The sequence below is a fragment of the Janthinobacterium sp. GW822-FHT07H11 genome (assembly GCF_058798615.1).
The window spans coordinates 6,016,781-6,041,471 of sequence record NZ_CM179507.1; the positions used below are offsets into that span (position 1 = coordinate 6,016,781).

General features: G+C 58.7%; 19 protein-coding genes and 1 tRNA gene. 13 read left to right on the forward strand and 7 right to left on the reverse strand.

The window, feature by feature from the left end; all coding sequences use genetic code 11:
- Nucleotides 1–8: 8 nt before the first annotated feature.
- The gene (locus AC3RCJ_RS26585) at nucleotides 9–1,688 is read right to left on the reverse strand and encodes an AMP-binding protein (RefSeq protein ID WP_492957250.1); all 1,680 of its coding nucleotides are present in this window, start codon (nucleotides 1,686–1,688) and stop codon (nucleotides 9–11) included.
- 244 nt (nucleotides 1,689–1,932) lie between these two features.
- Here AC3RCJ_RS26585 and AC3RCJ_RS26590 point away from each other — a divergent pair, with 244 nt between their 5' ends.
- Nucleotides 1,933–3,537 carry a response regulator gene (locus tag AC3RCJ_RS26590; RefSeq protein ID WP_492957251.1) on the forward strand — a complete coding sequence of 535 codons (1,605 nt, stop codon included), beginning with the start codon at nucleotides 1,933–1,935 and terminating at the stop codon, nucleotides 3,535–3,537.
- A gap of 106 nt (nucleotides 3,538–3,643) precedes the next feature.
- On the opposite strand, the gene AC3RCJ_RS26595 is transcribed toward AC3RCJ_RS26590, so the two are convergent.
- Together AC3RCJ_RS26595 and AC3RCJ_RS26600 are read right to left on the reverse strand one after the other, a co-directional pair.
- The gene (locus tag AC3RCJ_RS26595; protein ID WP_492957252.1) at nucleotides 3,644–4,099 is read right to left on the reverse strand and encodes a response regulator; all 456 of its coding nucleotides are present in this window, start codon (nucleotides 4,097–4,099) and stop codon (nucleotides 3,644–3,646) included.
- 9 nt (nucleotides 4,100–4,108) lie between these two features.
- A complete protein-coding gene (locus AC3RCJ_RS26600) occupies nucleotides 4,109–6,349 on the reverse strand; it encodes an ATP-binding protein (protein WP_492957253.1) in 2,241 nt (746 codons plus the stop codon).
- A 176-nt stretch (nucleotides 6,350–6,525) separates the two neighbouring features.
- Between AC3RCJ_RS26600 and AC3RCJ_RS26605 the strand changes: the two genes are divergently transcribed.
- Complete coding sequence (locus AC3RCJ_RS26605) at nucleotides 6,526–8,874, forward strand: DNA polymerase II (RefSeq protein WP_492957254.1); 2,349 nt, start codon at nucleotides 6,526–6,528, stop codon at nucleotides 8,872–8,874.
- Nucleotides 8,875–9,136: 262 nt separating this feature from the next.
- On the forward strand, nucleotides 9,137–10,453 hold the full coding sequence (locus tag AC3RCJ_RS26610; RefSeq protein ID WP_492957255.1) for an enoyl ACP reductase FabMG family protein: 1,317 nt from the start codon (nucleotides 9,137–9,139) through the stop codon (nucleotides 10,451–10,453).
- An 80-nt stretch (nucleotides 10,454–10,533) separates the two neighbouring features.
- On the opposite strand, the gene AC3RCJ_RS26615 is transcribed toward AC3RCJ_RS26610, so the two are convergent.
- Together AC3RCJ_RS26615 and AC3RCJ_RS26620 are read right to left on the reverse strand one after the other, a co-directional pair.
- The gene (locus tag AC3RCJ_RS26615; protein ID WP_492957256.1) at nucleotides 10,534–11,298 is read right to left on the reverse strand and encodes an SDR family oxidoreductase; all 765 of its coding nucleotides are present in this window, start codon (nucleotides 11,296–11,298) and stop codon (nucleotides 10,534–10,536) included.
- Between the two features lie 87 nt (nucleotides 11,299–11,385).
- Nucleotides 11,386–13,356, reverse strand: a complete 1,971-nt coding sequence (locus AC3RCJ_RS26620) for an APC family permease (protein WP_492957257.1) — start codon at nucleotides 13,354–13,356, stop codon at nucleotides 11,386–11,388.
- Between the two features lie 147 nt (nucleotides 13,357–13,503).
- Here AC3RCJ_RS26620 and AC3RCJ_RS26625 point away from each other — a divergent pair.
- The 7 genes from AC3RCJ_RS26625 (at nucleotide 13,504) to AC3RCJ_RS26655 (ending at nucleotide 19,838) form a co-directional block, all read left to right on the forward strand.
- Nucleotides 13,504–13,590: transfer RNA gene (locus AC3RCJ_RS26625), tRNA-Leu, on the forward strand.
- 171 nt (nucleotides 13,591–13,761) lie between these two features.
- Complete coding sequence (locus tag AC3RCJ_RS26630) at nucleotides 13,762–14,979, forward strand: tyrosine-type recombinase/integrase (RefSeq protein WP_492957258.1); 1,218 nt, start codon at nucleotides 13,762–13,764, stop codon at nucleotides 14,977–14,979.
- 14 nt (nucleotides 14,980–14,993) lie between these two features.
- Nucleotides 14,994–15,455 (forward strand): hypothetical protein, encoded by a 462-nt coding sequence (locus AC3RCJ_RS26635; RefSeq protein ID WP_492957259.1) that lies wholly within the window; start codon nucleotides 14,994–14,996, stop codon nucleotides 15,453–15,455.
- 107 nt (nucleotides 15,456–15,562) lie between these two features.
- Nucleotides 15,563–15,787: a helix-turn-helix transcriptional regulator gene (locus AC3RCJ_RS26640; RefSeq protein ID WP_492957260.1), complete on the forward strand. Its 225-nt coding sequence runs from the start codon at nucleotides 15,563–15,565 to the stop codon at nucleotides 15,785–15,787.
- Nucleotides 15,788–15,939: 152 nt separating this feature from the next.
- Nucleotides 15,940–18,624 (forward strand): hypothetical protein, encoded by a 2,685-nt coding sequence (locus tag AC3RCJ_RS26645; RefSeq protein ID WP_492957261.1) that lies wholly within the window; start codon nucleotides 15,940–15,942, stop codon nucleotides 18,622–18,624.
- A 216-nt stretch (nucleotides 18,625–18,840) separates the two neighbouring features.
- Nucleotides 18,841–19,221 (forward strand): hypothetical protein, encoded by a 381-nt coding sequence (locus AC3RCJ_RS26650; RefSeq protein ID WP_492957262.1) that lies wholly within the window; start codon nucleotides 18,841–18,843, stop codon nucleotides 19,219–19,221.
- Nucleotides 19,222–19,298: 77 nt separating this feature from the next.
- Nucleotides 19,299–19,838, forward strand: coding sequence for a hypothetical protein (locus AC3RCJ_RS26655; RefSeq protein ID WP_492957263.1), 540 nt, complete (start codon nucleotides 19,299–19,301; stop codon nucleotides 19,836–19,838).
- A 48-nt stretch (nucleotides 19,839–19,886) separates the two neighbouring features.
- Here the strand turns inward: AC3RCJ_RS26655 and AC3RCJ_RS26660 are convergent, their stop codons facing one another.
- Together AC3RCJ_RS26660 and AC3RCJ_RS26665 are read right to left on the reverse strand one after the other, a co-directional pair.
- Nucleotides 19,887–20,984: a protein kinase domain-containing protein gene (locus AC3RCJ_RS26660; RefSeq protein ID WP_492957264.1), complete on the reverse strand. Its 1,098-nt coding sequence runs from the start codon at nucleotides 20,982–20,984 to the stop codon at nucleotides 19,887–19,889.
- A complete protein-coding gene (locus tag AC3RCJ_RS26665; RefSeq protein ID WP_492957265.1) occupies nucleotides 20,984–21,403 on the reverse strand; it encodes a DUF3010 family protein in 420 nt (139 codons plus the stop codon). Before AC3RCJ_RS26665 ends, AC3RCJ_RS26660 begins: the two co-directional genes overlap by 1 nt.
- Before the next feature lie 223 nt (nucleotides 21,404–21,626).
- Here AC3RCJ_RS26665 and AC3RCJ_RS26670 point away from each other — a divergent pair, with 223 nt between their 5' ends.
- From AC3RCJ_RS26670 to AC3RCJ_RS26680, 3 genes are all read left to right on the forward strand, one after another.
- Complete coding sequence (locus tag AC3RCJ_RS26670; protein ID WP_492957266.1) at nucleotides 21,627–22,262, forward strand: recombinase family protein; 636 nt, start codon at nucleotides 21,627–21,629, stop codon at nucleotides 22,260–22,262.
- Nucleotides 22,263–22,377: 115 nt separating this feature from the next.
- Entirely contained in the window at nucleotides 22,378–23,247 is an 870-nt protein-coding gene (locus AC3RCJ_RS26675) for a hypothetical protein (RefSeq protein WP_492957267.1), read from the forward strand.
- A 142-nt stretch (nucleotides 23,248–23,389) separates the two neighbouring features.
- Complete coding sequence (locus tag AC3RCJ_RS26680; RefSeq protein WP_492957268.1) at nucleotides 23,390–24,598, forward strand: FRG domain-containing protein; 1,209 nt, start codon at nucleotides 23,390–23,392, stop codon at nucleotides 24,596–24,598.
- The last annotated feature ends 93 nt before the right edge of the window (nucleotides 24,599–24,691 follow it).

Sequence of the window (24,691 nt, forward strand, 5' to 3'; positions counted from 1 at the left end):
GCGAGCGCTTATTCCGTGCCCAGGCCCAGGTCCGTCGCCACCTGCTTGCGCAGCACATACTTCTGAATCTTGCCCGTCACCGTCATGGGGAATTCCTCGACGAAGCGCACATAGCGGGGGATCTTGTAGTAGGCGATCTGGCCGTTGCAAAAGGCGCGGATGTCGTCGCCGGTGGCGTGCGTGCCCGGACGCAAAATGATGCAGGCGCACAGTTCTTCGCCATACTTGGCATCGGGCACGCCCACGCATTGCACGTCGAGCACGCTCGGGTGGCGGTACAGGAATTCCTCGACCTCGCGCGGGTAGATGTTTTCGCCGCCCCGTATCACCATGTCCTTCGAACGGCCGACGATGCTGCAAAAGCCCTTGTCGTCGATGACGGCCAGGTCGCCCGTGTGCATCCAGCGCGCCGTGTCGATGGCTTCGGCCGTCTTTTCAGGGTCGCCCCAGTAGCCCTGCATCACGGAATAGCCGCGCGTAAGCAATTCGCCCTTCTCGCCGCGCGGCACGATGCGGCCTTCCGCATCGACGATCTTGACTTCCAGGTGCGGGTGGACGCGGCCGATGGACGAGACACGCATCTCGCGCGGATCGTCGATCGAGGTCTGGAAGCTGACGGGCGACGTTTCCGTCATGCCATACGCGATCGTGATTTCCGCCATGTGCATCAATTCGATGACGCGCGTCATGACTTCCATCGGGCAGGGCGAACCGGCCATGATGCCGGTGCGCAAGGTGGACAGGTCGTATTGCTGAAAATCAGGATGGTCGAGGATGGCGATGAACATGGTCGGCACGCCATGCAGCCCCGTGCAGCGCTCGGCCTGCACCGTCTCGAGCACGGCTTTCGGATCAAACCCTTCGCCCGGATACACCATGGCCGCGCCGTGCGTGACGCAGGCCAGGTTGCCCAGCACCATGCCGAAACAGTGGTACAGGGGCACGGGGATGCACAGGCGGTCCTGTTCGGTCAGGCGCATGGCCTCGCCGATAAAGAAACCGTTGTTCAGGATATTGTGGTGCGTCAAGGTGGCGCCCTTGGGCGCGCCCGTGGTGCCGGACGTGAACTGGATGTTGACGGCATCGTCAAACTGCAAGGTGGCGCTGATGTCCTCCAGGTGGGCCAGGTCGGCGTCCGTGATGCCGTCCATCAAGGCGTCGAAGTTGTGCATGCCCGGCGTGGCGGCCGCGCCCAGGCGTATCACGTGGCGCAGTTGCGGCAGGCGCGGCGACTGCAGGCCGCCGGCGCGGCAGCTGCCGATTTGCGGCACCACGTCCTGCACGATGGCCAGGTAATCGCTGGACTTGAAGCTGGGCGACAGGATCAGCGCGCTGCACTGCACCTTGTCGAGCACGTATTCGAGTTCCGCACGCCGGTAGGCGGGGTTGATGTTGACCATGATCAAGCCGGCTTTCGCCGTGGCGAACTGGGTCAGCACCCATTCGGCGCAATTTTGCGACCAGATGCCGATGCGGTCGCCCGGCTGCAGGCCCAGCTTCAGCAGGCCGGCGGCCAGGCGGTGCACGCGCTGCTGGAATTCCCGATACGTCCAGCGCACGTTCTGGTGCGCCACGATCAGGGCGTCGTGCTGGCCGTAACGGGCGGCGATGCCGTCCAGATAGGCGCCGATGGTGTCGCCGATCAACGGCGTCTCGTGGGCGCCGTGTACATAACTCATTGCTTGCATGCTGTCTCCAGGGTGGTTGGCGCGACGCGCTCTTGTTATCGTCAACGATGATGAAAATTATAGCCGCTTCCGTCCCGGGCCTGCGCCGCTGATCGCATGCCCGCCGCGGCGCGCCTGAATGTGCATTTCCTTGCAAACAGCAGCGCACGGCAGCATTAGTTGCCACGGCAACCATTCAAGCTCCTGTAGAATATTTTTGCACCAGCATGGCACGCCGGACGCCTCCCTACACTCTGACTAGTTTATGACCCAAGAATCACCGCGTGTTTCCGTTTTACTCATCGATGATGAAGCCATCGCGCTCGATTTCATTGCATACGGCCTCGAGCGCGAACAGGATGTCAGCCTGCGCTATGACGCCCGCTCGGAGCATGCCGTGCGCCTGGCGCGCGAAGTGGCCGCCACCATCGTGCTGGTCGACCTGCGCATGCCGGGCGCGGATGGCTTCGACGTCATCCGCCTGCTGCGCGCCGATCCCGCCACCGAACACATTCCCGTGGTCCTGCTGTCGTCCGAGGATGATCCATCGATCAAGGTGGCGGCGTTCGCCAGCGGCGCCAACGACTACCTGGTGAAATGGCCGGACCCGCGCGAGCTGCTGGCGCGCGTGCGCTATCACAGCGCGGCCTACGTTGCGCGCCAGCAACGTGACGCCGCCTTCATTTCGCTGCGCCTGAGCCAGGAGGAACTGGCCGTCAGCCAGTCCGCCCTGCACCAGGCGCAAAAGATGGAAGCCATCGGCCAGCTGACGGGCGGCGTGGCCCACGACTTCAACAATGTGCTGCAGATCATCGGCGGCAATTTGCAGCTGATCAAGCTGCTGGGCGGCGTCAGCGACAAGGCCATGAGCCGCATCGACATCGCCCTGGCAGGCGTCGAACGGGGCGCCAAGCTGTCGGCCCACCTGCTGGCCTTTGCACGGCGCCAGCCGCTGCAGGCGCAGCTGGTCAATCCCGGACAGGTGCTGCACGACATGGGCGACATGATCCGCCGCCTGCTCGATCCCCGCGCCACCATCGTCACCGATATCGAGGCGGGGCTGTGGAGCACCATGGTCGACGCCAACCAGCTCAATAATGTGCTGCTGAACCTGGCCATCAATGCCCGCGACGCCATGGCGGCGGGCGGCACGCTCACCATCCGCGCGCACAACATGCCGGCCGGCTCCCTGCCGCTGTCGGAAGTGGGCAATGAAAACTATGTCATGCTGGAAATTACCGATACGGGCGTGGGCATGGACCCGGCCGTGCTGGAACGGGCCTTCGAGCCCTTCTTCACCACCAAGCCCACGGGCCAGGGCACGGGGCTGGGACTGAGCATGGCGTATGGCTTCGTCAAGCAGTCGGGCGGCGAGATCCTCCTCAAGAGCACGCCGGGCGTGGGCACCAGCGTCAAGATCTTCCTGCTGCGCAGCGACGCCACGGCGCAGCCCGTCGAGGAAGTCGCGGCCATGCCGCTCAGCCGTGGCGTGGAAACCATCCTCGTCGTCGAGGATGAAGAGGAAGTGCGGCGTTCGACGGTGGAACTGCTGTCGGCGCTGGGCTACCGCGTCCTGCAGGCGGCCCATGCGGGCAGCGCCCTGAGCCTGGTCCATTCGGGCATGCCGATCGACCTGGTGTTTACCGATGTCATCATGCCAGGCGCAATCAGCAGCCTGCAGCTGAGCGAAGCCGTGCGCCAGCACTTGCCGGACACGCAAATCCTGTTTACCTCCGGCTACGCGGAAGGGGTACTGGCGCACGAAGGCCGGCTCGATCCCGGCGTCAACCTGCTGCAAAAACCGTACACGCCGGACGTGCTCAGCGCCCGCATCCGGCATTTATTGCGCCGCCGCAAGAGCTCCGTCTAAGTAGTTGACAACAATGAAAAATTGCCCAGGGCCAGGCGCCTTGCCGAAGGCAGTACGCATGATATGACGAAGCGAGGCAACGCCGCCATGGGCGTTTTCTCAGCCGCTATTGGGGACGCACGTAGCGGTGCGACCCGGGCGGCGGTTCGTTGAGCACCGCCCAGAAAATCCCCAGGTCGGCGATCGCGCGCACGAATTCCTCGAAATCGACGGGCTTGACGACATAGGCGTTCACGCCCAGTTCATAACTGCGCAGCAAATCCTGCTCTTCCTTCGAGGAAGTCAGCATCACCACGGGGATGCTGCGCAGCGCCTGCGTGCTGCGGATTTCCTTCAACACTTCCAGTCCATCGACTTTCGGCAGCTTCAGGTCCAGCAGCACGACGGCCGGATTGCCCGCCTCGCGCCGCGCGAACTGTGCGCGGCACAGCAGGTAATCGAGCGCTTCGGCGCCGTCGCGGGCGATGATCACTTCATTGGCCAGCTGGCTCTTGGCCAGGGCGATCAGGGTCAGTTCCAGGTCGTGCGGATTATCTTCCACCAATAAAATGGGTTTTAACATAGGCTAGCCTTACAAAACGATATCTTTGGGAATGCTGAACGAAAAAGTGGCGCCCGCGCCCGGCACCGATGCGGCCCACACGCGTCCGCCGTGGCGCTCGATGATGCGGCGCACATTGGCCAGGCCGATGCCCGTGCCGGGGAAGTCTTCCATGCGGTGCAGGCGCTGGAAGACGCCGAATAATTTGTGCACATACTCCATATTGAAGCCGGCGCCATTGTCGGCCACATGGAACTCCACCTCGTGCGGCTGCTCGGTGGCCGTCACGGCGATGCGGGCAATTTCCTTCTGGCCCGTGAACTTGACGGCGTTCGACAGCAGGTTGTACAGCGCCAGCTGCAGGAAGGTGGGGTCGGCATGCACCTGCGGCAAGGCGCCGATATCCCACTCCACCTGGCGTTCGCGGATATCGAGCGCCAGCTTCTGGATGCAGCCCCGCACCAGCTCGCGCATGTTCACGGGGCACGGGTGCAGCGAAGCGCGGCCCATCTGCGAAAAGCTCAGCAGGTCGTCCACCAGCTTGCCCGCCAGGCGCGCCGAATCCTTGATGTTTTTCAGGAAACGGCGGCGCTTTTCCAGGTCTTCCACGCCGGCCGTGTCCATCAGCAGATCGGAAAAGCCGACGATATGGCGCAGCGGCGCGCGCAAGTCATGCGAGACGGAATACGAAAACGCTTCCAGCTCCTTGTTGGCGCGCCCCAGCTCCTCGGCCAGCTCGGCCATCTGCTCGGCCCGCTCAAGCACGATGCCCAGCAAGGCGCCGCGAAACTCGGCAGCCAGTTCGATTTCGCCGTCATGCCAGGGCATGCTGATGCCATGGATGGTTTCGCGCCAGCTGGCAAAGCTCAGGCGCGGCGTCAATTGCCCCACGCCCTCCTTGTCCTGCGGCTTGCCGGCCCAGTCTATCGTGTGCACGACCTCGGGCCGGAACCACAGCAGATAATGGGGGTGGATGCGCGAAATCGACATCGCCAGCAAGCCGCTGGCATTGCGCGTGCAGGCGGCAGCGGGGGGGAAATCGCGGCTCAGCTGGTCGGTGTGGAACACGCCATCGTGCCCGCGCGCGCCCAGCCACTGCACCAGGGCGCGGATTGCGTCGTCGGCCGGCACGTCGCCATGGCCGAGTATCCGCTCGTCCAGCACGATGGCGGCGCCGCTGGCGCGGGCAAAGCGCAGCAGCTCGGGAAAGACGTGACTGAGGTTATCGGCAAAATCGCCCTGCTGCGTCAGCCCGGCCAGCATGCTGACCATGGTGCGGCGCACTTCCAGCCGGAATTCCAGCTCGCCCGCGTCCGTGCGCGTGGCGATGCACAGCGAGAGGATCTGTCCCAGCTGCTCGCAGACGGTGCGCTGCTCGAACGCGACCGGCATCGGGGTTTCATTATGGCAAGAGATCAAGCCCCACAGCTGTCCCTTGACCATCAGCGACACGGACATCGACGCCAGGGTGCCCATGTTGCGCATGTATTGCAGATGAATCGGGGAAACACTGCGCAAGGCGGCGAACGACAGGTCGCTGGGTACCCCGGTCAGCGGATGCTGCTGCGGCACCAGCCGCGCCGGCGTGTAGTTGGCGTCCTGGATCAGGCGTATGCGGTTGAGCATGTACAGTTCGCGCGCCTGGCGCGGGATGTCCGAGGCGGGGAAACGCTGGCCCAGGTAGGAGGCATAGCCCTCTTCCCGGCTTTCCGCCAGCACATGGCCATGGCCGTCGCGATCGAACTGGTACACCATCACGCGGCCAAAGCCCGTCACTTCGCGGATTTGCTGTGCGGCAAGGGCGCTCATCTCGACGATATCCTGCACATCATTGATTTTCAGCAGGAAGTGGCCCACCTTCGGATACAGGTGGCGGAAGTCGGGCGGCGCCGCGCGGCTCACCGCTTCGAACTCCAGCAGCAATAACTGGTCACAGACATGGGCCAGCACGTCGAAATGGCGGCCGTTGCCGATGCACACCGTGCCCAGGTAGCAGGGCTGCATGCCGGGCCCGCCGGCGGCCAGTTCCGGCGCCAGCTGCGCCGCCGCCGGCGCGCCGATGACGGCGGCCAGCTCCTGTCCCAGCGCCTGCGCGGCAGGCATGCCGGCCAGCTGCGCCAGGTTGTCGCTCGCCTGCAGGACGGTGCGCGCGCCCTCTTGCGGCAGGGCCAGCAGGAAGCCATGGGGCTGGATACTGCCGGGAATACGGATCGGTTCCTGCTCGCAAGACGACAGGTTCAGGTGCTGCGGGGCGGTAGCGGCTGGCATCATAGTGGTCATGTCGGCAACGCGGGCCGTTCTGGCGGTGAAAGGAAGCGATTCTACTAGAGGCAGATAGCTGGTGCCGCACCGCATGCTGCGCGGCCGGCATATCCAGGCCCGCCCGTTTGCATTACCATGCAGCACCGTCCGCTGGCGGACGTCAATTGATTATCAACAAGGGCAGCATGCATCCACTCGAACAGGGCTTTATTTTGACCCGCCACTGGCGCGACACGCGCGATGGCACGGAGGTCGATTTATGGCTGGCAACGGATGCAGGCCCCCGCCACGTGCGCTTGCCCGTGCAGACGGCCGTCGCCTTCATTCCCATGGAGCAGCGCGAGCAGGCGGAACGGCTGCTGCGCGGCGAACGCCACGCGGAGCTGCGCCCCCTGTCGCTGTGCGACTTTCACCACCGCCCCGTGCTGGGGCTGTACTGCAAGCAATACCGGCACTTGCTGAAACTGGAAAAGCAGCTGCGCGCCCACGGCGTCGACGTGTACGAGGCCGACATCCGCCCGCCCGAGCGCTACCTGATGGAGCGTTTTATTACGGCGCCGGTCGCGTTCAGCGGGGATACGGCGCAGGAGGTGCATTTGAAACCGGCGCCCGGCTACCGGCCAGGCTTGAAACTGGCATCGCTCGACATCGAAACGACGGCGCATGGCGAACTGTATTCGCTGGCGCTGGAAGGCTGCGGCCAGCGCCAGGTCTACATGCTGGGGCCGAAAAACGGCGGCGAAGAGACACTCGATTTCGACCTCGAATACTGCGATACGCGCGCACAGATCCTCGAGCGCCTGAACACGTGGATGGAGCGGCACGACCCGGACGCCATCATCGGCTGGAACCTGGTGCAGTTCGACTTGCGCGTGCTCAAGGAACATGCCGAGCGATATCAAGTGCCCTTGCGGCTGGGCCGCGGCGGCGCCGTGATGGAATGGCGCGAACACGGCGGCAGGCAGGAACACTATTTTGCGGCCGCGGCAGGCCGCCTGATCATCGACGGCATCGAAGCGCTCCGGTCGGCGACGTGGAATTTTTCTTCGTTCAGCCTGGAAAACGTGGCGCAGACGCTCTTGGGCGAAGGCAAGTCCATCGACAATCCCTACCAGCGCATGGCCGAGATCGACCGGCGGTTCCGCGAAGACAAGCCCGCGCTGGCGCGCTACAACCTCAAGGATTGCGAGCTGGTCACGCGCATCTTCGCCAAGACCGAGCTGCTGACCTTTTTGCTGGAGCGGGCCAGCGTCACGGGGCTGGCGGCCGACCGCAGCGGCGGCTCCGTGGCCGCCTTCGGACATTTGTATCTGCCGCTGATGCACCGGCAGGGCTACGTGGCGCCCAACCTGGGCGATGTCTCGGGCGACAACAGCCCGGGCGGCTTCGTCATGGATTCGCAGTCGGGCCTGTACGATTCCGTGCTCGTGCTCGACTACAAAAGCCTGTACCCGTCCATCATCCGCACTTTCCTGATCGACCCCGTGGGGCTGGTGGTGGGCACGGGCGGCGATGAGGCCGATACGGTGCCCGGCTACCGGGGCGCACAGTTTTCAAGGGTCAAACATTGCCTGCCGGCCATCGTGGAACAGGTGTGGCAGGGCCGCGAGGCGGCCAAGCGCGAACGCAACGCACCGCTGTCGCAAGCGCTGAAAATCATCATGAACGCGTTCTATGGCGTGCTGGGCTCGAGCGGCTGCCGCTTCTTCGACCCGCGCCTGGCCTCGTCGATCACCCTGCGCGGGCACGACATCATGCACCGCACGCGCGAGCTGATCACCGAACAAGGATATCAGGTGATCTATGGCGACACGGATTCCACGTTTGTCTGGCTCAAAACAGCGCATACGGATGAAGAAGCGGGCCAGATCGGCCGCGCCCTGGTGGCGCACGTCAATGCCTGGTGGGAACGCCACCTGCGCGAGGAGTTCGGCCTCGAGAATGCGCTGGAGCTGGAATTCGAGACCCATTACCGGCGTTTCCTGATGCCCACCATCCGCGGCTCGGAAGAAGGCAGCAAGAAGCGCTACGCGGGCCTCGTGGGCAAGCCGGACGGCAGCGAGGAGATGGTCTACAAGGGCCTGGAAACCGTGCGCAGCGACTGGACGCCGCTTGCGCAGCAATTCCAGCAAGAGCTGTACCGGCGCATCTTCCAGCGCGCCGCCTACCAGGACTATGTGCGCGACTACGTGGCGCGCACCGTGCGCGGCGAATGCGACGCTTTATTGGTGTATCGCAAGCGATTGCGCCGCCCGCTCGACGATTACCAGCGCAACGTGCCTCCCCATGTGCGCGCGGCGCGCACGGCCGACGCCTACAACCTGGCCCAGGGCCGGCCGCTGCAATACCAGAACGGCGGCTGGATCAGCTATGTGATCACGGTGGCGGGGCCGGAGCCGCTGGAAACGCAGCGCTCGCCCATCGACTACCACCACTACCTGACGCGCCAGCTGCAGCCCGTGGCTGACGCCATCCTGCCTTTCCTGGGCGACGATTTTTCGCGCCTGGTGTCCGGGCAGCAGGATTTGTTTTAGATCAATTTGCTGACCAGCATGGCCAAGCTGAGGTAATATCGGCGCCTGCCGGGCCAGTCCGCGGGCGCTGCGCGCGGCGGCAGCGTAAAATACGCCATGGCGAAAGAATAAGAGCTCCACCGAGGAAGAAGATGCCGTTCCAGACGAGAATCGTTCGCAACAGGATTTTTCCCGCTGAAATGGCGCATAATTTCACACTATGTTGTACCGGAAGGCAGCGCCGCGTGCGTCTGCCCTGCTAATTTTTGAATGAATTGACACCATGACCGAGATCACGTCCCTGAGAGACATCCCGCAAAAAAATATCTTCCGCAAGGGCGACACCTTTGTGCTGTTCGGCGAGCTGTTCGGCCGCGGCTATGTGAATGGCTTGCTGGACGAAGCGCGCAAGGCGGGCATGAACATCGTCGGCATGACGGTCGGCCGCCGCGATGAAAACATGGCGCTGCGTCCATTGAACGCGGAAGAGCTGGCCGAAGCCGAAGCCAACCTGGGCGGGCGCATCATCAACGTGCCGCTGATGGCCGGTTTCGACCTCGACGCGCCGGCCGGCGAACCGACGCCGACGGCCCTGCTGGCCGACATGACCCTGAAAAGCTGGCAGGAAGACAAGCTGGACTGGGCGCAGATCGAACGCTGCCGCGAAGCCGGCATCGCCCGCTTCACCGCTTCCGTGGCAAAAGCCATGGCCGAGCTGGACAGCCTGATTCCTGACGGCAGCAATGTGTATTTCGCCCACACCATGGCCGGCGGCATTCCAAAGGTCAAGGTCTTCCTGGCCATTGCCAACCGTATTTATAAAGGCCGCGGCGAGCGCTTCATGTCTTCGCGCGCCCTGCTCGACAGCGACCTGGGCAAGCTGATCCTGATGAACTTCGACGAAGTCACGGCCAACACCCTGCAGCACCTGATCGACGGCAGCGCCGCCATCCGCGCGCGCATCGAGCAAACGGGCGGCCAGGTGCGCTACAGCGCCTACGGCTACCACGGTACCGAGATCTTGATCGACGGCAAGTACCAGTGGCAAACCTACAGCAACTACACGCAAGGCCTGGCCAAGATGCGCCTGGAAAACGTGGCCAAGGCCGCGTGGGAAAAAGGCATCAAGGCCACCGTCTTCAACTGCCCGGAAATCCGCACGAACTCGTCCGATATTTTCGTCGGCGTGGAACTGTCGCTGTTCCCCCTGCTCGACGCGCTGAAAAAAGAAGGCGGCGGCGCCTGGGCCGACGAGCAGTGGAAAATCTGCCAGGGCTTGCTGGAAGACGGCGTCTCGCTGCAAGACTTGCTCGACCGTATCGCCGCCTACAACGGCGACGCCACCAGCGTGCAGTTCCGCAACTTCGCCGCCTGGCCGATGGACAACACGCCGGAACTGGCCGACGTCATGATCGGCACCTCGGACGACATCACCAAGCTGCACAAGGACCGCAAGGAACTGATCACCGACCACCTGAGCTCGCTGGTACTGGAAGGCACGGGTCCGCTGATGTTCCACGCCATGTCCGAGCCGCAGGCGCCCGTCGTCTGGCTCAACCACGACATCATCGCGCGCCAGCTGAACGCGGTTCACAACTGAGTTTGATGTAGCGTAAGGTAAGCTGCAAGACACCGACGGCCCGGCTCATCCCCGGGCCGTCGGCGTTTCCGGCACCGCGCTTATGTCCGTACGATGGATACGCCGCCGTCGGCCAGCAGCGCCGTGCCGGTGGTGAAACTCGAGGCCTCGGATGCCAGGTACAGCGCCGAGCGGGCGATCTCGTCCGGCGTGGCCAGGCGCTGCAAGGCATGCAAGCCGGCCACGAAGGCCTGCGCCTCGGGCGTAGCCGCCACTGCCCGCCCCATGGGCGTATCGGTGCCGCCCGGCAGCAGGGCATTCACGCGGATGCCGGCCGCGCCGTACTCGGCCGCCAGGGCCTTCGTCAGGCCGATCACGCCCGCCTTGCTGGCCGCATACGCGGCCATGCCGGGCATGCCCACCGTATGGCCGACGAAGGTCGACGTAAAGATCAGCGAGCCGCCGCCGCGCGCCGCCATGGCCGGCAACTGGCACTGGGCGGCCAGGAAGGCGCTCGTCAGGTTGATCTCCAGCGTGGCGCGCCAGTCGTCGATGGCGACCTCGGGCGTAGCCCCCATGGGTCCCAGGGTGCCCGCATTATTGAAGGCGATATCGAGGCCGCCGAAGCGCTCCATCGCCAGCGCGACGGCGCCGCGCGCGCAGGCGGGGTCGGCCACGTCGCCCGCGCAGGCCACGGCCTGCGCGCCGCCTTGCGCCAGTTGCGCCACCAGCGCCTCGAGTTCCGGCCGCCGGCGCGCCACCAGCACCAGCCGCGCGCCCTCGCACGCGAACAGGCGCGCCGCCGCATGGCCGATGCCCGAGCTGGCGCCCGTGATGATGGCGACCTTATTTTCCAATTGCAACATTTGCTTCCCCCTCAAGTGATTGAAAGGGAAAAGATAGGCTGGCAAGCCGGGCGCGGCACTCCGCTTCTTGCGCTGGAATCGGCGCCGTCAGACTTTCATCGGCAAGATCACCATCTGCAAGCCTTCCAGGTGCAGGCGCCGCTGCACGGCCAGCGAGGCCTGGTTGTGCAGCACGCGGGTAAACCAGTTATCGGTGGTGAAAATCAGCTTGCTGGTAAAGAAGATGGAGTTCGGGAATTCCTCGTTGATGGCTTCGCACAGCTTGGTGATTTCATCGACGGCATCCGTGCCGAAGCCCAGGTAGGACGAGGAAGCCATGCCGTGGCTGTGGCAAAAGTCGACGAAGAATTCCAGCGTGTCGGCCGCTTCCTGGCGCATCTGCGCCATCGCCCCCTCGCCGCCGTAGGCGTGCGCATCGACGGTGCGCGCATTGACGAACAGGAAATTCTTGAAGTGGCCGGGAAACATGCGCTGCACCCACAGCAGCGCGTGCAGGCCGCCGCCGCGCGAGGTGCCGACAATGAACACGGCCGTCTGCGCGTCCGGCTGCGGCTCGATGGGCACGATGGGGTCCACGTTCGCGCCGAAAGGCTGCTGCGCGAAGACCTCGTCCACTTGCACGATGGCCTGCTTGGTCTGCCGGTAGTGGCGGCGAATCACGACGCACAGCGCGGCGATGGCGGCAATGATCAATACCGTGGCCCAGCCGCCCTGCATGAAGCGCTGGTACAGCAAGATCGCCAGGATGCCGGCGCAGATGACGAAGCCGAGCAGCGACAGCAGCAGGCGACGCAGCCAGTGCGTGCCCGGCGTGCGGTTGCGCAGCCAGTACAGGCACAGGCCGAACAGGGAAATGGCGAACGTCAGGAAGACGGAAATCGAGTACAGCACGACCAGCAAGGTCACGCTGCCGCCCGTCCAGAACAGGATGGCCAGCGCCGCCAGGCCCATGACGACGATGCCGTTCTGCGTGACGAGGCGCGTCGACAGGTAGCGGAACTTGTGCGGCACCCAGGAATCGGCCGCCATGTTCGACAGCACCGACGGTCCGCCCAGGAAGCCCGTGTTGGCGGCGACGAACAGCAGGCCCGCCTCGAAGGCCAGCACGATCACCAGCAGCGCCTGGTTGAGCATCTCGCCGCCCAGGCCCATGCTGGCGATGATGGTCTTGAAGGTGGACGCGTTCAAGGTCTCGCCCGGCGTCGGCGTGGCGTTCCACAGCAGGTACAGCAGGATGATGCCGCCCGCCGTGAACGCCAGCGACAGGGCCATGTAGAGCATGGTGATCTTGCCGGTGCGCACCCGCGGTTCGGCCAGCAGGTTGACGTTGTTCGACACGGCTTCCAGGCCCGTATAGGTGCCGCCGCCTTGCGAATACGCAAGCAGCAGCATGCCGGCCACGCCCGCCCAGCCGATGCTGCCGGCCAGCGCCTGTGTTTCCGCCATGGTCACGGGCAGCAGTGCGGGCAAGTGCGAGGAGTGCGCGGCGACGCCGTAGACGATCAACAGCAGGTGCGTGATGACGAAACCGATGAAGATGGGCAGCAGGATCTGGATCGCCTCCTTGAGCCCGCGCAAATTCATGATGATCAGCAAGCCGATGAAACACATCTCGGCCCGCAATTTGTAGGGCTGGAAACCCAGCGGCAGGAAGGAGGCCAGCGCGTCGACGCCGGAAGCGATGGAAATGGCGATCGTCAGCACGTAGTCGAGGATCAGCGCGCAGCCGGAAATGAGGCCCAGGTACGGTCCCACCAGCCTGGTGGCCACGCGGTAGCCGCCGCCGCCCGTGGGAAACAGTTCGATCACCTGGTTGTAGGCCAGCGCGATGATGAAGACGGTGACGGCCGTGGCCAGCGCCAGGTACAGGCCCAGGTGGGCATGCGGCCCCAGCGCGCGGAAGGTTTCTTCCGGCCCATATGCCGACGAAGACAAGCCATCGGCGCCCAGCCCCACCCACGCCAGGAAAGCCACCAGCGCCATCGAATGGCGCGTCTCGGCCTTCATCGGGTCGAGCGGCTTGCCGAGGATAATTTCGCGTATCTTCTTGTTTTTCATGCGTCAAGCCGGCATGCAGCGCCAGCATCGGGCCGGGAATAGCGCCGATCATACCCGCAAAGATGCCTTGCCGAACGTTATGCAAAACACACGCCAAGCAAAAAACTTGCCGGATTGTGACAAATCAGTGATAATGCGTCTCGCGTTGCCGGGATGGCGGAATAGGTAGACGCACGGGACTCAAAATCCCGCGCTGGAAACAGCGTGCCGGTTCGATTCCGGCTCCCGGCACCATGATCATGTATTACACAGTCTTACCAAACATCAAAACCCGCATGCTTACAAGCTTGGCGGGTTTTTTGTTGTCTGGCACCGTCTCAGCCAACATCATCCCATCGCACGGATATACCGTCATTTTTGACGGTATATGGGAATAACGAAATTATGTATACCGTCAGGATGACCATGGCATTGACCGACACGTTCGTAAAGCAAGTGAAACTCGTAAAACCCACCGGCGACAAATATACCGATGGCGAAGGCATGTATCTGCTGGTATTGGCCTCAGGCAAATACTGGAGGATGGATTACCGCTATCTGGGCAAGCGTAAAACCATGGCGCTGGGTGTCTACCCTGCCACCACGTTGGCAAAAGCACGCCAACGCCGTGCCGATGTCCGCGAAAAGCTGGCCGATGGCATCGATCCCTCGCTGGCCAAACGCGAAGAGCGCGATGCCAGGACGATTGCAGCCAGCCATACGTTCGAGCTGGTTGCGCGCGAATGGCTCGCGAAGACATCCGCCGAACGCGCCACCACCACCCAGATCAAGGTGACCGGCTGGCTGGAAAAAGATGTCTTCCCTCATATTGGCAAGATGCCGATTTCCACAATCAAGCCACGCGATGTCCTTGTCACTGTTCAGAAAATGGAAACACGCGGTGCAGTGGAGTCGGCGCATCGCGTCAAACAGGTATGTGGCCAGGTGTTTCGCTACGCAGTAGCCAGTGGCTTGGCAGAGCGGGATGTGACCGCCGACCTGAGGGGAGCGCTGGCGACGGCGGTAACGACCAACTACGCTGCCATTACAGACCCAAAGCAGGTGGCAAACCTCATGCGCTCTATCCATGGGTACAGTGGGCACCCCTACTCGGTTGCGGCCCTGCGTCTTTCGCCATTGGTTTTTCAACGCCCGGGGGAGATCCGGGCGATGGAATGGGCAGAACTGGATTTGGACGCCGCTGAATGGCGTATTCCCGGCCAAAAGATGAAGATGAAAAATGATCACATCGTACCCTTGGCTACGCAGGTGGTTGAGATTTTACGCGGGATGCAGCCACTGACCGGCCATGGAAAATATGTCTTCCCCAGCATCCGCACCGGAGAGCGCTGCATGAGCGAGAACACCATCAACGCGGCGTTGCGCAGCATGGGCTACGCCAAGGAGGTGATGACTGCGCATGGCTTCCGGGCGATGGCTCGGACTATCCTTGATGAGGTTCTTGGGGAGCGCCCCGAGCTGATCGAACATCAGTTGGCACATGCAGTAAAAGACCCGAACGGCCGTGCCTATAACCGCACCGCCCACTTGCCGGCACGTCGCTTGATGATGCAGCGCTGGGCAGACTACCTCGACAAGCTAAGAGTCGACATGCATGTGACTCAAATGAAAAATGCAGCTTAAACTGAGGAAAGCAAATGGCAACTGGTGTTAAAAATGGTCGACTTGGTCATGAACTGCTACGAGATCAGGCCCGACGCTTAGCAGAGCTATATCGTAAGGTAAGCGATAGCAAAGATGGGAAATATTGTTTCAACCTCGAAGATGATGTCGAGGATCAGATCTGGGTAGATTGCCCCCAAGCGCTTAGGCATGTTCTCGCCGCAATGGAGTGCTTCGCTGAAACCGGAAGTTTTGATATGCAAATTAACATCAAGAAATTTAGTGTCCGCGAGGAGTACGCCTCAAAAAATTTGCAAGATATGAACCGTACAGAACGCTTGGATTTCCTCGGCAACAAGTACGGCATGAGCAAAAGCGCAGTGGAGCGCACGGTAAGGGTCAACCCCGAAAAAGTAGCGGCTAATGCCTGGCGCGCTGAGAATGCAGCCGAAATTGGCGCGCAAGCGGCCAAAGACTTTGCCGCCAAGAAAAAGTAACACTAAATCAACGTCAGCTTGTGCCACAAGTTGACGTTTTTTTTCAAATTAGAAATGCCTATGATGACCTCCATACCGCTGCACGGCGGGTCACTAAAGGGCATCAAATGGAACCTCGCATCATCCGCGTTGCAGACCTTGCGACGACACCAACCAAGGCCGGCATCCTGCCAGTAAGCCCCGCCACAATCTGGCGCTGGGTACGCGACGGAAAATTCCCAAAACCGTTCAAGATCGGCCCCTGCGTCACAGCATGGAATATGGCAGACGTAGAGCGCTTCATCGCCGAATGTTCGGGCACCAATAGACCAGCAAGTCGCCCCATGAGCTAATCAAACAAGCACCGCACACGTGGCTGGCGCGCAGTCCATATAGCCTCGCCGCCCAAGAAAAGCTCCGCATCGAAAAAATGACCCGGCCGATGGCCTAACCCTCAATGCGATGCGGGCAGCGATGTCCGCATTGATTCCAAGGATCTTACATTTTGAACGAACACGTTCCTATTATTCAGGCCGCTGCTGGCGATCCGCAGCTCGCCAGCGCGCCCGTCACCATCCTCACCAACGACAACGGCAACCTGACGAAGACCTTCTCAATGGACGAGCAGGGAAAGGTCAAAAAGCAAGCAGCAGCGAAACTGGTTCGCGGTACTTTCAAGGTCCACCACGTCCACAACCTGACGCAACTGGATATGCTACTCGATTCGCTGCAACCAACTCAGGCGGTCACCTACGGCCGCCCGGAACAGGGTGCTGGCATTGTCGTAGCACAAAGCATCACTACCCCTCCAGCCGGTGCAATCACGCGGACCCGCGACAACTTCACCTTCGGCATCAATCCGGGCATTCTGATGTTGGATTACGATCCACCCAACGACTCCATGGCGCTGTCAGCACTAAAACTGATCGCCATGCTGCGCAAGTCTTGCCCTGAACTGGACGGCGTCGCCATGCTGTGGCGCCCCAGTGCGTCGTCCGGAGTGGCTGGTGCTGAGGTTCGTGGGCAGCGCGTGTATATCATGGTCAATGACGCGAGCCAAATCAAGCGTGTTGGCGACTTGCTGTTCGCCCGCCTGTGGCTCGCTGGCTTCGGCTACTTTGCTATCAGCAAGTCGGGCCAGGTACTGGAGCGCGGGCCCATAGACACGTCGGTATGGAAGCCAGAAGGACTGGATTTCGCGGCAGCACCTGTGTTGGGGTCTGATGTGACGCGCACCCCCTATAAAAGCATGGTTATTGATGGCTGCATCTTCGATGTCTCAGAATTTAAGGAACTGACGTCTACCGAAGTCGTCGCACTGAAAGAGATCAAGGATGCGGCGCGCGAAGCGATCAAACCTGCAGTCATGGAAATGAAAGAGAAATTCATTGCCGGGACAGCGGAGGCAATGCCGGCGCGCCTGAAGGCACTCGGTGTTGATGCGGACGCAGAAGCTATCGGCGTGATGGTCGAGCGCGCAACCATGCGGCAACTGCTGATGGGCAACTGGCCGCTCACAACCGCAGACGGTAAAAGCGTCACTGTCGGCATGGTCATGGACAACCCGGACAAATATCACAACACCCGTTTTGCCGACCCGTTGGAACCAAGCTACGACCAGCGCGTTGCCATTGTCAATCTGCGTAGCGGTGGTCGTCACTACCTCTACTCTCACGCTCACCATGGCGTGCGCTACTTGCTAGATCGCGCGCCGGCAGTGATCAACGTGAATGTTGCGGAACTGCCGCGCATGGTGGACGCGATGGCCGACATCATGAAGAAATCGGGGGAACTGTACGAACGCGCTGGCGCAATGGTCTATGTCAGCGAATACGCAAAGATCATGCAAGCAAAACCGCAGTGGCTGAGCGTGATGGTTCAGCGGTTGTGCCGCTTTGAGGCCATGGACAAAAAGGGAAATATCGTAGCACTCGCCTGCCCACCGGCTGTGGTAAACGGCTTGCTGGCAGACGCAGCCAACCTGCGCATGGACAAACTCACCGCAGTGCGCAACGCGCCGACCATGGATCACGATGGCCGCCAAATTATCGTGCCCGGCTATGATAAGAAAACGGGCCTGCTTCTGGTCAATGATCAGTTCGGCTCGTGGCCGTCAGTCCCAATGGCGCCCAGCCGCGCAGAACTGCAGAAGGCATTGCATGAGCTGTGGATCCCGTTCAGCCAGTTCCCGTACGCGACGACTGCCGACAAGTCCGTGGCGCTCGCTGCGGTGCTGACGTCGGCGGTGCGCAGTTGCCTGCGTACGTCACCCGGCTTCGGCTTCAGCGCCACGGCGCCCGGTACTGGTAAGACTCTGCTCGGCCAGTGCATTGGCGCTCTCTACGATGGCGTCGCACCGGCAGTAAGCCCGCCATGCTCGCATGAAGACGAGTGGGCAAAGAGTCTGTTCAGCGCAGCGTTGGGTGGAGCGGGCACTATGCTGTTCGACAACGCAGAGCACGCAATTGAATCTGCAAGCCTGTGCGCCGTGACCACCGCGCCGGCAATCAAAAGCCGCGTTCTCGGTGAATCGCGCGACGCTGAGGCAGAACACCGGATGCTGATCCTAGCGACCGGCAACGGTTTGCAATTCGTAGGCGATCTGAACCGCCGCTTTTTCGTTTGCCGCCTGGACGCGAACGTGGAGGCATCCAAAGTCGCAGCCCGCGAGTTCAACTTGGAGCCGTTGGGCTACTGTCTGAAAAATCGCCTCAAGATGATCACTGCCGCGTTGACGCTGATCCAAGGCTATGTCCGCGCCGGTTTCCCACGTGTTTGCGATGGGCTGGCTTCGATGGACGACTGGAACAAGCTGGTCCGCTCTACCATCGTGTGGCTGGTGCAGCAAGGTGTCTTGGTGGACTTCGTTGATCCGAAGACGGCTCTCACCCGCGACAGCGACAACGACCCGGATGCTGCGATGCTGGTCGGCCTGCTCGACACCGCCAAGAGCATCTTCGGCACCGGCCGTCGCTTCACTGTCGCCGAATTTGTCAGCCGCGCGAAGGTGTCGCTGGGCTGCGCCGTCGACCTCCTGCTGGACATCGCGGGAGACCGTGGCGAGGTTGACTCGAAGAAGCTCGGACGCTGGATGCTGAAACGTGAGGGCCGCATCATGAATGGTATACGCATCAAGCGCGGCCCGCTCGACCGCACGAAGAAGGCCACGTGGGAGGTCTGCACAGCTTAGCGAACCAAACCCGCCGGGTTGCAGGGATGTGCAGGGATGTTTTTACTCCGAAAAGATCTAAATTTCGATGCGAATAGTAATTCGGTGTCTCCAGTCGGCAGGAAACAACCCTGCATATCCCTGCACAACCCCGCACAACCAACTTCTGCCGGTCGAATTAATGACGATCAAGCAGAATGGAAAACATACCTACCAAATTTTATAAAGGATTTTTAGATGCACGCCACACCGCCGAATACAGCAAAAGCCGCTACCCGAAAGGCCCGCTGGCCAGTCAAATCCGACTATGTCAGCCTGCACGCTGCGGTAGTGAAATCCCTCATAGACGAATTCGCAGCAATCCACGGGCTGGAATGCATGCGAAGCATCGGTAACTTCCGTCACGTCACGGTCATGCGCACGAGCGCAATGGACCCTGTAGACAAGCGCGAGGCGCTGCGCTTCATCATCGATACGGTCAACGCATCGACGGGAGATCGCCGTACTCAAGAGCTTGGCGCACGACTGCAAGTCTATTTTGGCCCCCTGGACCGCTCCATCGCCGTCCTCCTGGACCGCTGGCCATTTGTCATCCAGCCGGCGGTAGCGATGAACTAGCCCTGCCCGACTAAACATTTTTTTTCCCGCGAACCGCCCGTGAAAACGCCGGTTCGCTTTTTATTTAGGTACACAAAATGAAGAAAGCAAAATACGACAGGGTGCCGGTCGTCGAGGACACCCTGGGGCTGAGTCTGGCGACACTCCTGGCGACATCAAAGAAGAGCAAGAGTAGTCTACTGGCGATCACTTGGGATGGGGCAAAGGGTTTGGTGATGATCGAGCCAGAACGCATGACGGTGATGTTCTGCGGCGTGACGGCAAGCGCTGAAATTCAGGCGATACCGTGCCTAAATGACCGGTTACGCCCCCTCATGAAGTGCCCTCGCGCGCATGAGGGGAATTTTCAAACGCTTTACCTGCGCGATGGTGAACTGGCTTGCCGGCACTGCCATGGACTTCGGTATCGATCCAATCTGGCAGCGACTCCGATCGAACGTAGCCGGTTAGCACGATTTAGAATAATTAAAAAGCTCGGTGGCAAGCTAGGGGATGCGCTACCGGCCCGAAAACCATACTCTTGGAAGGCCCGACATAAACGTTTGATCAATCAATTACAATCAACAAGTGAAAAATATTTTTTATCTATACACGCATGGATTGAAAATATTAAATAGGATGTACTATTGTGCTTTTATCCGGATTTCCTCTTGAAAAATTTCCTCCTACACCGCACCTGAAACTAAAGAAACCAATTCATTGACAGACCCCTCCTGAAAGGAATTATCATTCCTCCACGGGCGCCCGTCTCGAGATTTTTGAACACGCGAATACTCCCCTTCGTCGAAGACACGATAACTTAATGCGCCGGATAACACAGGATGACCATCAAGTACCTTCCAATCTAATACTGATGGGCGAATTGCATGTAGTTTTGCCATAAATGACGACGCCGTCTGAAATCTTTTTTTAGGATCAAAATGGCAAGATTTTTTTATGATTTTTTTTAGACTTTCTGGAACCCAAGGTGGCATAGTCGCATAATTCAACAACTTCCCAGAACAGATAAGTCCCTTGATACATTGATCAACAAAGTCACTCTCATCGGCTGGTGAAGCAAGTAACTTTAGTCTTTGCATATCGGAACGCGAAAGATATGCATTCGCATCATAAGGCAAATATCCTCCAAGAAGTTGATATAAAACAATCCCGGCCTGGTAAATATCTCCAGTTATTCCATAGGAATTTGTTGTAATAGTTTCAGGTGGCCTATATAAAATTGAATGACTTGAAGCAGGAATCGTTAAGTGACCGTCAGGCAATTTTTTTACAGATCCAAAATCCCCTATAACTGCTTTATGATTCTCATCAACATAAATGTTTGCCGGCTTCAAATCGCGATGCAAAAATCTTTTTTCATGTAAGTAACTTAATCCACTTAATATTTGATAAACATAATCAACTGCAGCATAATTTCCTATACTTGAAGTTTCGAGTTGATCATCCAAATCACCGTTCACGCATGTTGGAGTAATAAAATACGCCCACATATTATCTATAAGTCCAGCATCCTGAATTCTAAGAACATGATCTGATTTTATTGATGCAAGTTGATTTGGCTCAGCATGATAAACAGTTTTACCCCCCCAGTAATAAAATTTAACCGCAACCCCTTTATCCGTCACTCTATTAACACCAAAAAAAACATGCCCGTTAGCTGCTTTCGTGTCTTCCTTGATAAAATGAATGCTTTTTGATAAATTAAAAAGAGATGCTTTAATTTCAGGTGGCGCATTCACACCTTTTAGATACAATCCACTCATTATTTAGCTCTAACAATAGCGGCACAAGCAGTGAAAAATGCTTCGTGCTGATATTTATTAAGTGTTTCAGGTATATTGAAATCGTGGCGCTTTCTCTCCGCTGCTACTGAAGGTGCCGACAATAGCATAACATTGCAGCCCTTGACCAGTTGGATTACGCCCTCAATTTTAAATGTTGTTGGACCACCAGAAAATTCCCCTTTTTTATTTCTTTTTTTTATAATAATACAATCAAGCTGATTATCACGTACAAATCCATTAACCAATTCACTGAAGGATTTTACATGATCACTGCTATCATCATCATGAAGAGCAATTTTCTTTGTCTCGACCACAAGATGATTAATTCCATCATCTGTAGATTCAGCCACCGCAAGTATAGCCTCACTACCTTTTATCTCGATACCGCATACTTTCATAGTTCTCTCCAAAAGAAAGCACGGATTTCTCACTCACCAATATTTAAGCAGGCACATATTTCCGCAACAATTGATTGTAATCCCAGAACCTGCCACATGGAAAATGTTGTTGCCTGTATTTATATACAGTGAGGGAAAACGATCGTTTTCCAACAGGCATCAACACCTCATTTTCTTTATGTTAGAAAATAAGCCTTTACATATTTCAACATGTTGATTTATATTGATTCCGTTTTCCAACACTTCATCGGAGCGGATCATGGCGGTTTTCGGGTACGGACGGGTCTCCACGGCGGAGCAGACAGCCCACAATCAACGGCTTGAGATTGAGCACGCTGGCTACGCTGTTGAGTACTGGTATGCGGACACCGTTAGCGGCAAGGCACATGCAGCGCAGCGGAAGCAGTTCGGCGACATGTTGGCAAAGTTGAGAAGGAAGGACTCGGTGGTGGTGTCCAAGCTGGACCGCCTCGGCCGTGATGCGCCGGATGTGTTGGCGACCATTAAAGCCCTGGCCGCGCTCGGCGTCGAGGTGGTTGTACTTCAGCTCGGCAAGCTCGATCTCACCTCGCCGGCGGGCAAGCTGATGTTGGCAATGTTGGCGGCCGTGGCCGAGATGGAGCGTGACCTTATTGTCGAGCGGACGCAGGCCGGATTGGCCCGCGCCAAGGCGGAAGGCAAGACCCTCGGGAGACCAGCCAAAACAACGCCAGAGCAGCGCAAGGAGATGACGCAAGGCTACGCGAGTAAGCAGAGCGTGAGCGCCCTGGCGAAGCTCTACGGCATCTCACGCGCGACTGTGCTTACCATTGTGAAGCCGAGTCGAGAAGTTGATACGGATACTCCCCCGCCTCTATAGGCTATCCTTCTGGGGCGCATGGCGGTAACATGCGCTGACCGTCAGCAAACGGCCATGAGCTGCCGGTTGTGAGAGACGGGTTTGGTTGATCCACAATTGATAGGAATATTGGAAAATGCCTGTCGAGTTTTTTCAAGCGCCATCCGGAACCCGAGTTAGGCAATCCTTCGATTCCCCGACGGTATATCTTGATCATTGGGCTATTCGGCTGTTCAGTGATGATATAGCCCTGCAAGATCGTCTAGTGGCTGCTTTGCTGGGTAAAGGAGGCACGTTACTTCTTTCCATGATTTCACTCGGTGAATTTGCTGGACCGAGTGATCCTCAACATGTCGATGATGCGGAGGCATTCATCGAACGCCTACTTCCCAACATATATTTGACGGATTTTGCGTTTGACAAGGTTCTTGATCGGGAGCATTTAGAGGCAGACAACTCGACTCGTTTCTGGCCATCTGCAGATCTGCCGCAGTTGAAGCTGCTTTCCGAACGGCCGCAAAATCCTCCGCTTGGTGTCACGATGCAAGGTTTCATAAGAATGTCTTATAAAAACCGCGAGGTTATCGGGCAAATGATGAAAGGACTGGTTCAGCAAATCGCAGGTGGGATCAAGGATGCCAGGGCCGACCCTTCCTACATTTCCAAAGCCAAAATGGTCAAACCTGATGACACTCGCCCCCGAACGCATGTGATCATCGGCGAGCTAATGCGCGAGTATTACCTGAATCCGGGCCTCCCAATTAAAGAGAACGATATCGTCGATATGCTGCACGCCGCTATGCCGATTAACTGTTGCGACTACGTTCTTCTTGACGGTGCCTGGGAAGAGCGTGTGGTAAAGATGAAGAAACGAGTTGAAAAAAATGGCTCGCATATGCCGTTGGCCAAGTGCTTTTCAAGGCGAAATGACGGTGTGCGTTCGTTCCTCAGCGATCTAGAAGCATTTGATCACCAGAGCCTGCTGAAGCCTGCCCTCCCATATTGAGCGCTAACGCTCTGCCCTTGCGGTCCAAGCTCATCTTTAGGAAAAACAAGAGTTGGGCGAAGGTCTGAAATGGGGCGTAAGCCGCCCCACATTCGGGTTCTTATGCTAAGTTGGGGTGGGTGACTCGAATTTATTGAATGTAGTGATAGAGGCCTTAAAAACAATGATTGATGCTAGCTTTCCTTTACAGATGCTTGGTTCGGTGGAGACGTCCAGCGGTATGGCCGAGGCGATGTTTTGCCGTGATCGAGATCGTCCCAACGAAGGAATGATCCAGTGGTATGGGCAAGGAATAGAGGCAGGTGGAGTTTTAGTTAAGATAAGCGCTAATACAGTCGCGTCTTTCGAGCTGCGGCCGGATATTTTTTATTTCCCCGATCCTGGTGGCGGACTGATTGCGCCCGCGCACTTAGAAAATTTTGTTGAACTCCAAAAATGTAGGGCATATTTGCGTCGCACCAAGAAGGGGTTGACGGGCCATTGGACAGATATGACTGGAATCATGCGGTCAATTGAGTTCGTGAACCCTTCGAAACCACGCAAGCTACGAAGCGTAAAGTTAAAAGATTGGGCCGCGTTCAAAGCTTGGGCCAGCGATCAACGGCGAATCGGCGAGTTCGTAGATTTCCGCGGACATGGCAGCAACCAATTTTCGCTGACTTCGACTTTGCACCGGTCTGGGAGGGCAAGAATGGAGCGGTTCTGCTACGAGACCGTGCCCCGATTCCGTGGGCAGGTTGAGGCGATCTTAGATATCCGTCTACGTGCCTCCGATTCTGACGATTTTTCGGTAGTATTAGGACTTGCACAGCATCACGGGCTACCGACGCCTTTATTAGACTGGACAGCCTCACCGTATGTGGCCGCTTTTTTTGCATTCGCTGATGCGCTCGAAAATCTGAGTAATCGAAAAGACCACACGCACGTAAGAATTTATGGCCTCAGCCGTGAAGTGTCTATGTTTCGGTCGTCGGTTTCGTTAACGTATCCATCTCCGCATGCTTCGTACTTGGATATTTCACCGAGAAAAAATCCTCGTCTGCTCGCACAACAGGGCAGGTTTTTGGTCACTAATATCGTTGATCTGGAAGGGTATTTTGGTTCTTTTGAAAAGGCAACTGGCAGGAAAGTTATCACAGCAGTTGATGTACCAATTCGGTTTGCCGCAGAAGCACTCGAAGACTTGTTTTATATGGGGCTGACTGCAGCGACGATGTTCCCAGGTCTTGACGGAGTATGCAGGATGTTCAAACATGAGATGTTATTTCGGCAGGAGATGTCTGCTGGCCTGAACTCCTCGGGTCAAGTCGCACCCATCGTCCTTGTACCCGAGAAAATCGAAATTGTTTAGATTTGGCTATGTGCTTTGCACTGTCAGTCGAGCATAATTTTAATGAAAGTACGGTTGAATAATCCGCTGTCGATTTGCTCGATAGAGCATCGC

Excerpts from the sequence above, each read along its gene's own strand:
- AC3RCJ_RS26585 (WP_492957250.1), bottom strand. The coding sequence starts at position 1,688 with ATGCAAGCAATGAGTTATGTACACGGCGCCCACGAGACGCCGTTGATC.
- AC3RCJ_RS26590 (WP_492957251.1), top strand. The coding sequence starts at position 1,933 with ATGACCCAAGAATCACCGCGTGTTTCCGTTTTACTCATCGATGATGAA.
- AC3RCJ_RS26595 (WP_492957252.1), bottom strand. The coding sequence starts at position 4,099 with ATGTTAAAACCCATTTTATTGGTGGAAGATAATCCGCACGACCTGGAA.
- AC3RCJ_RS26600 (WP_492957253.1), bottom strand. The coding sequence starts at position 6,349 with ATGATGCCAGCCGCTACCGCCCCGCAGCACCTGAACCTGTCGTCTTGC.
- AC3RCJ_RS26605 (WP_492957254.1), top strand. The coding sequence starts at position 6,526 with ATGCATCCACTCGAACAGGGCTTTATTTTGACCCGCCACTGGCGCGAC.
- AC3RCJ_RS26610 (WP_492957255.1), top strand. The coding sequence starts at position 9,137 with ATGACCGAGATCACGTCCCTGAGAGACATCCCGCAAAAAAATATCTTC.
- AC3RCJ_RS26615 (WP_492957256.1), bottom strand. The coding sequence starts at position 11,298 with ATGTTGCAATTGGAAAATAAGGTCGCCATCATCACGGGCGCCAGCTCG.
- AC3RCJ_RS26620 (WP_492957257.1), bottom strand. The coding sequence starts at position 13,356 with ATGAAAAACAAGAAGATACGCGAAATTATCCTCGGCAAGCCGCTCGAC.
- AC3RCJ_RS26630 (WP_492957258.1), top strand. The coding sequence starts at position 13,762 with ATGGCATTGACCGACACGTTCGTAAAGCAAGTGAAACTCGTAAAACCC.
- AC3RCJ_RS26635 (WP_492957259.1), top strand. The coding sequence starts at position 14,994 with ATGGCAACTGGTGTTAAAAATGGTCGACTTGGTCATGAACTGCTACGA.
- AC3RCJ_RS26640 (WP_492957260.1), top strand. The coding sequence starts at position 15,563 with ATGGAACCTCGCATCATCCGCGTTGCAGACCTTGCGACGACACCAACC.
- AC3RCJ_RS26650 (WP_492957262.1), top strand. The coding sequence starts at position 18,841 with ATGCACGCCACACCGCCGAATACAGCAAAAGCCGCTACCCGAAAGGCC.
- AC3RCJ_RS26655 (WP_492957263.1), top strand. The coding sequence starts at position 19,299 with ATGAAGAAAGCAAAATACGACAGGGTGCCGGTCGTCGAGGACACCCTG.
- AC3RCJ_RS26660 (WP_492957264.1), bottom strand. The coding sequence starts at position 20,984 with ATGAGTGGATTGTATCTAAAAGGTGTGAATGCGCCACCTGAAATTAAA.
- AC3RCJ_RS26665 (WP_492957265.1), bottom strand. The coding sequence starts at position 21,403 with ATGAAAGTATGCGGTATCGAGATAAAAGGTAGTGAGGCTATACTTGCG.
- AC3RCJ_RS26675 (WP_492957267.1), top strand. The coding sequence starts at position 22,378 with ATGCCTGTCGAGTTTTTTCAAGCGCCATCCGGAACCCGAGTTAGGCAA.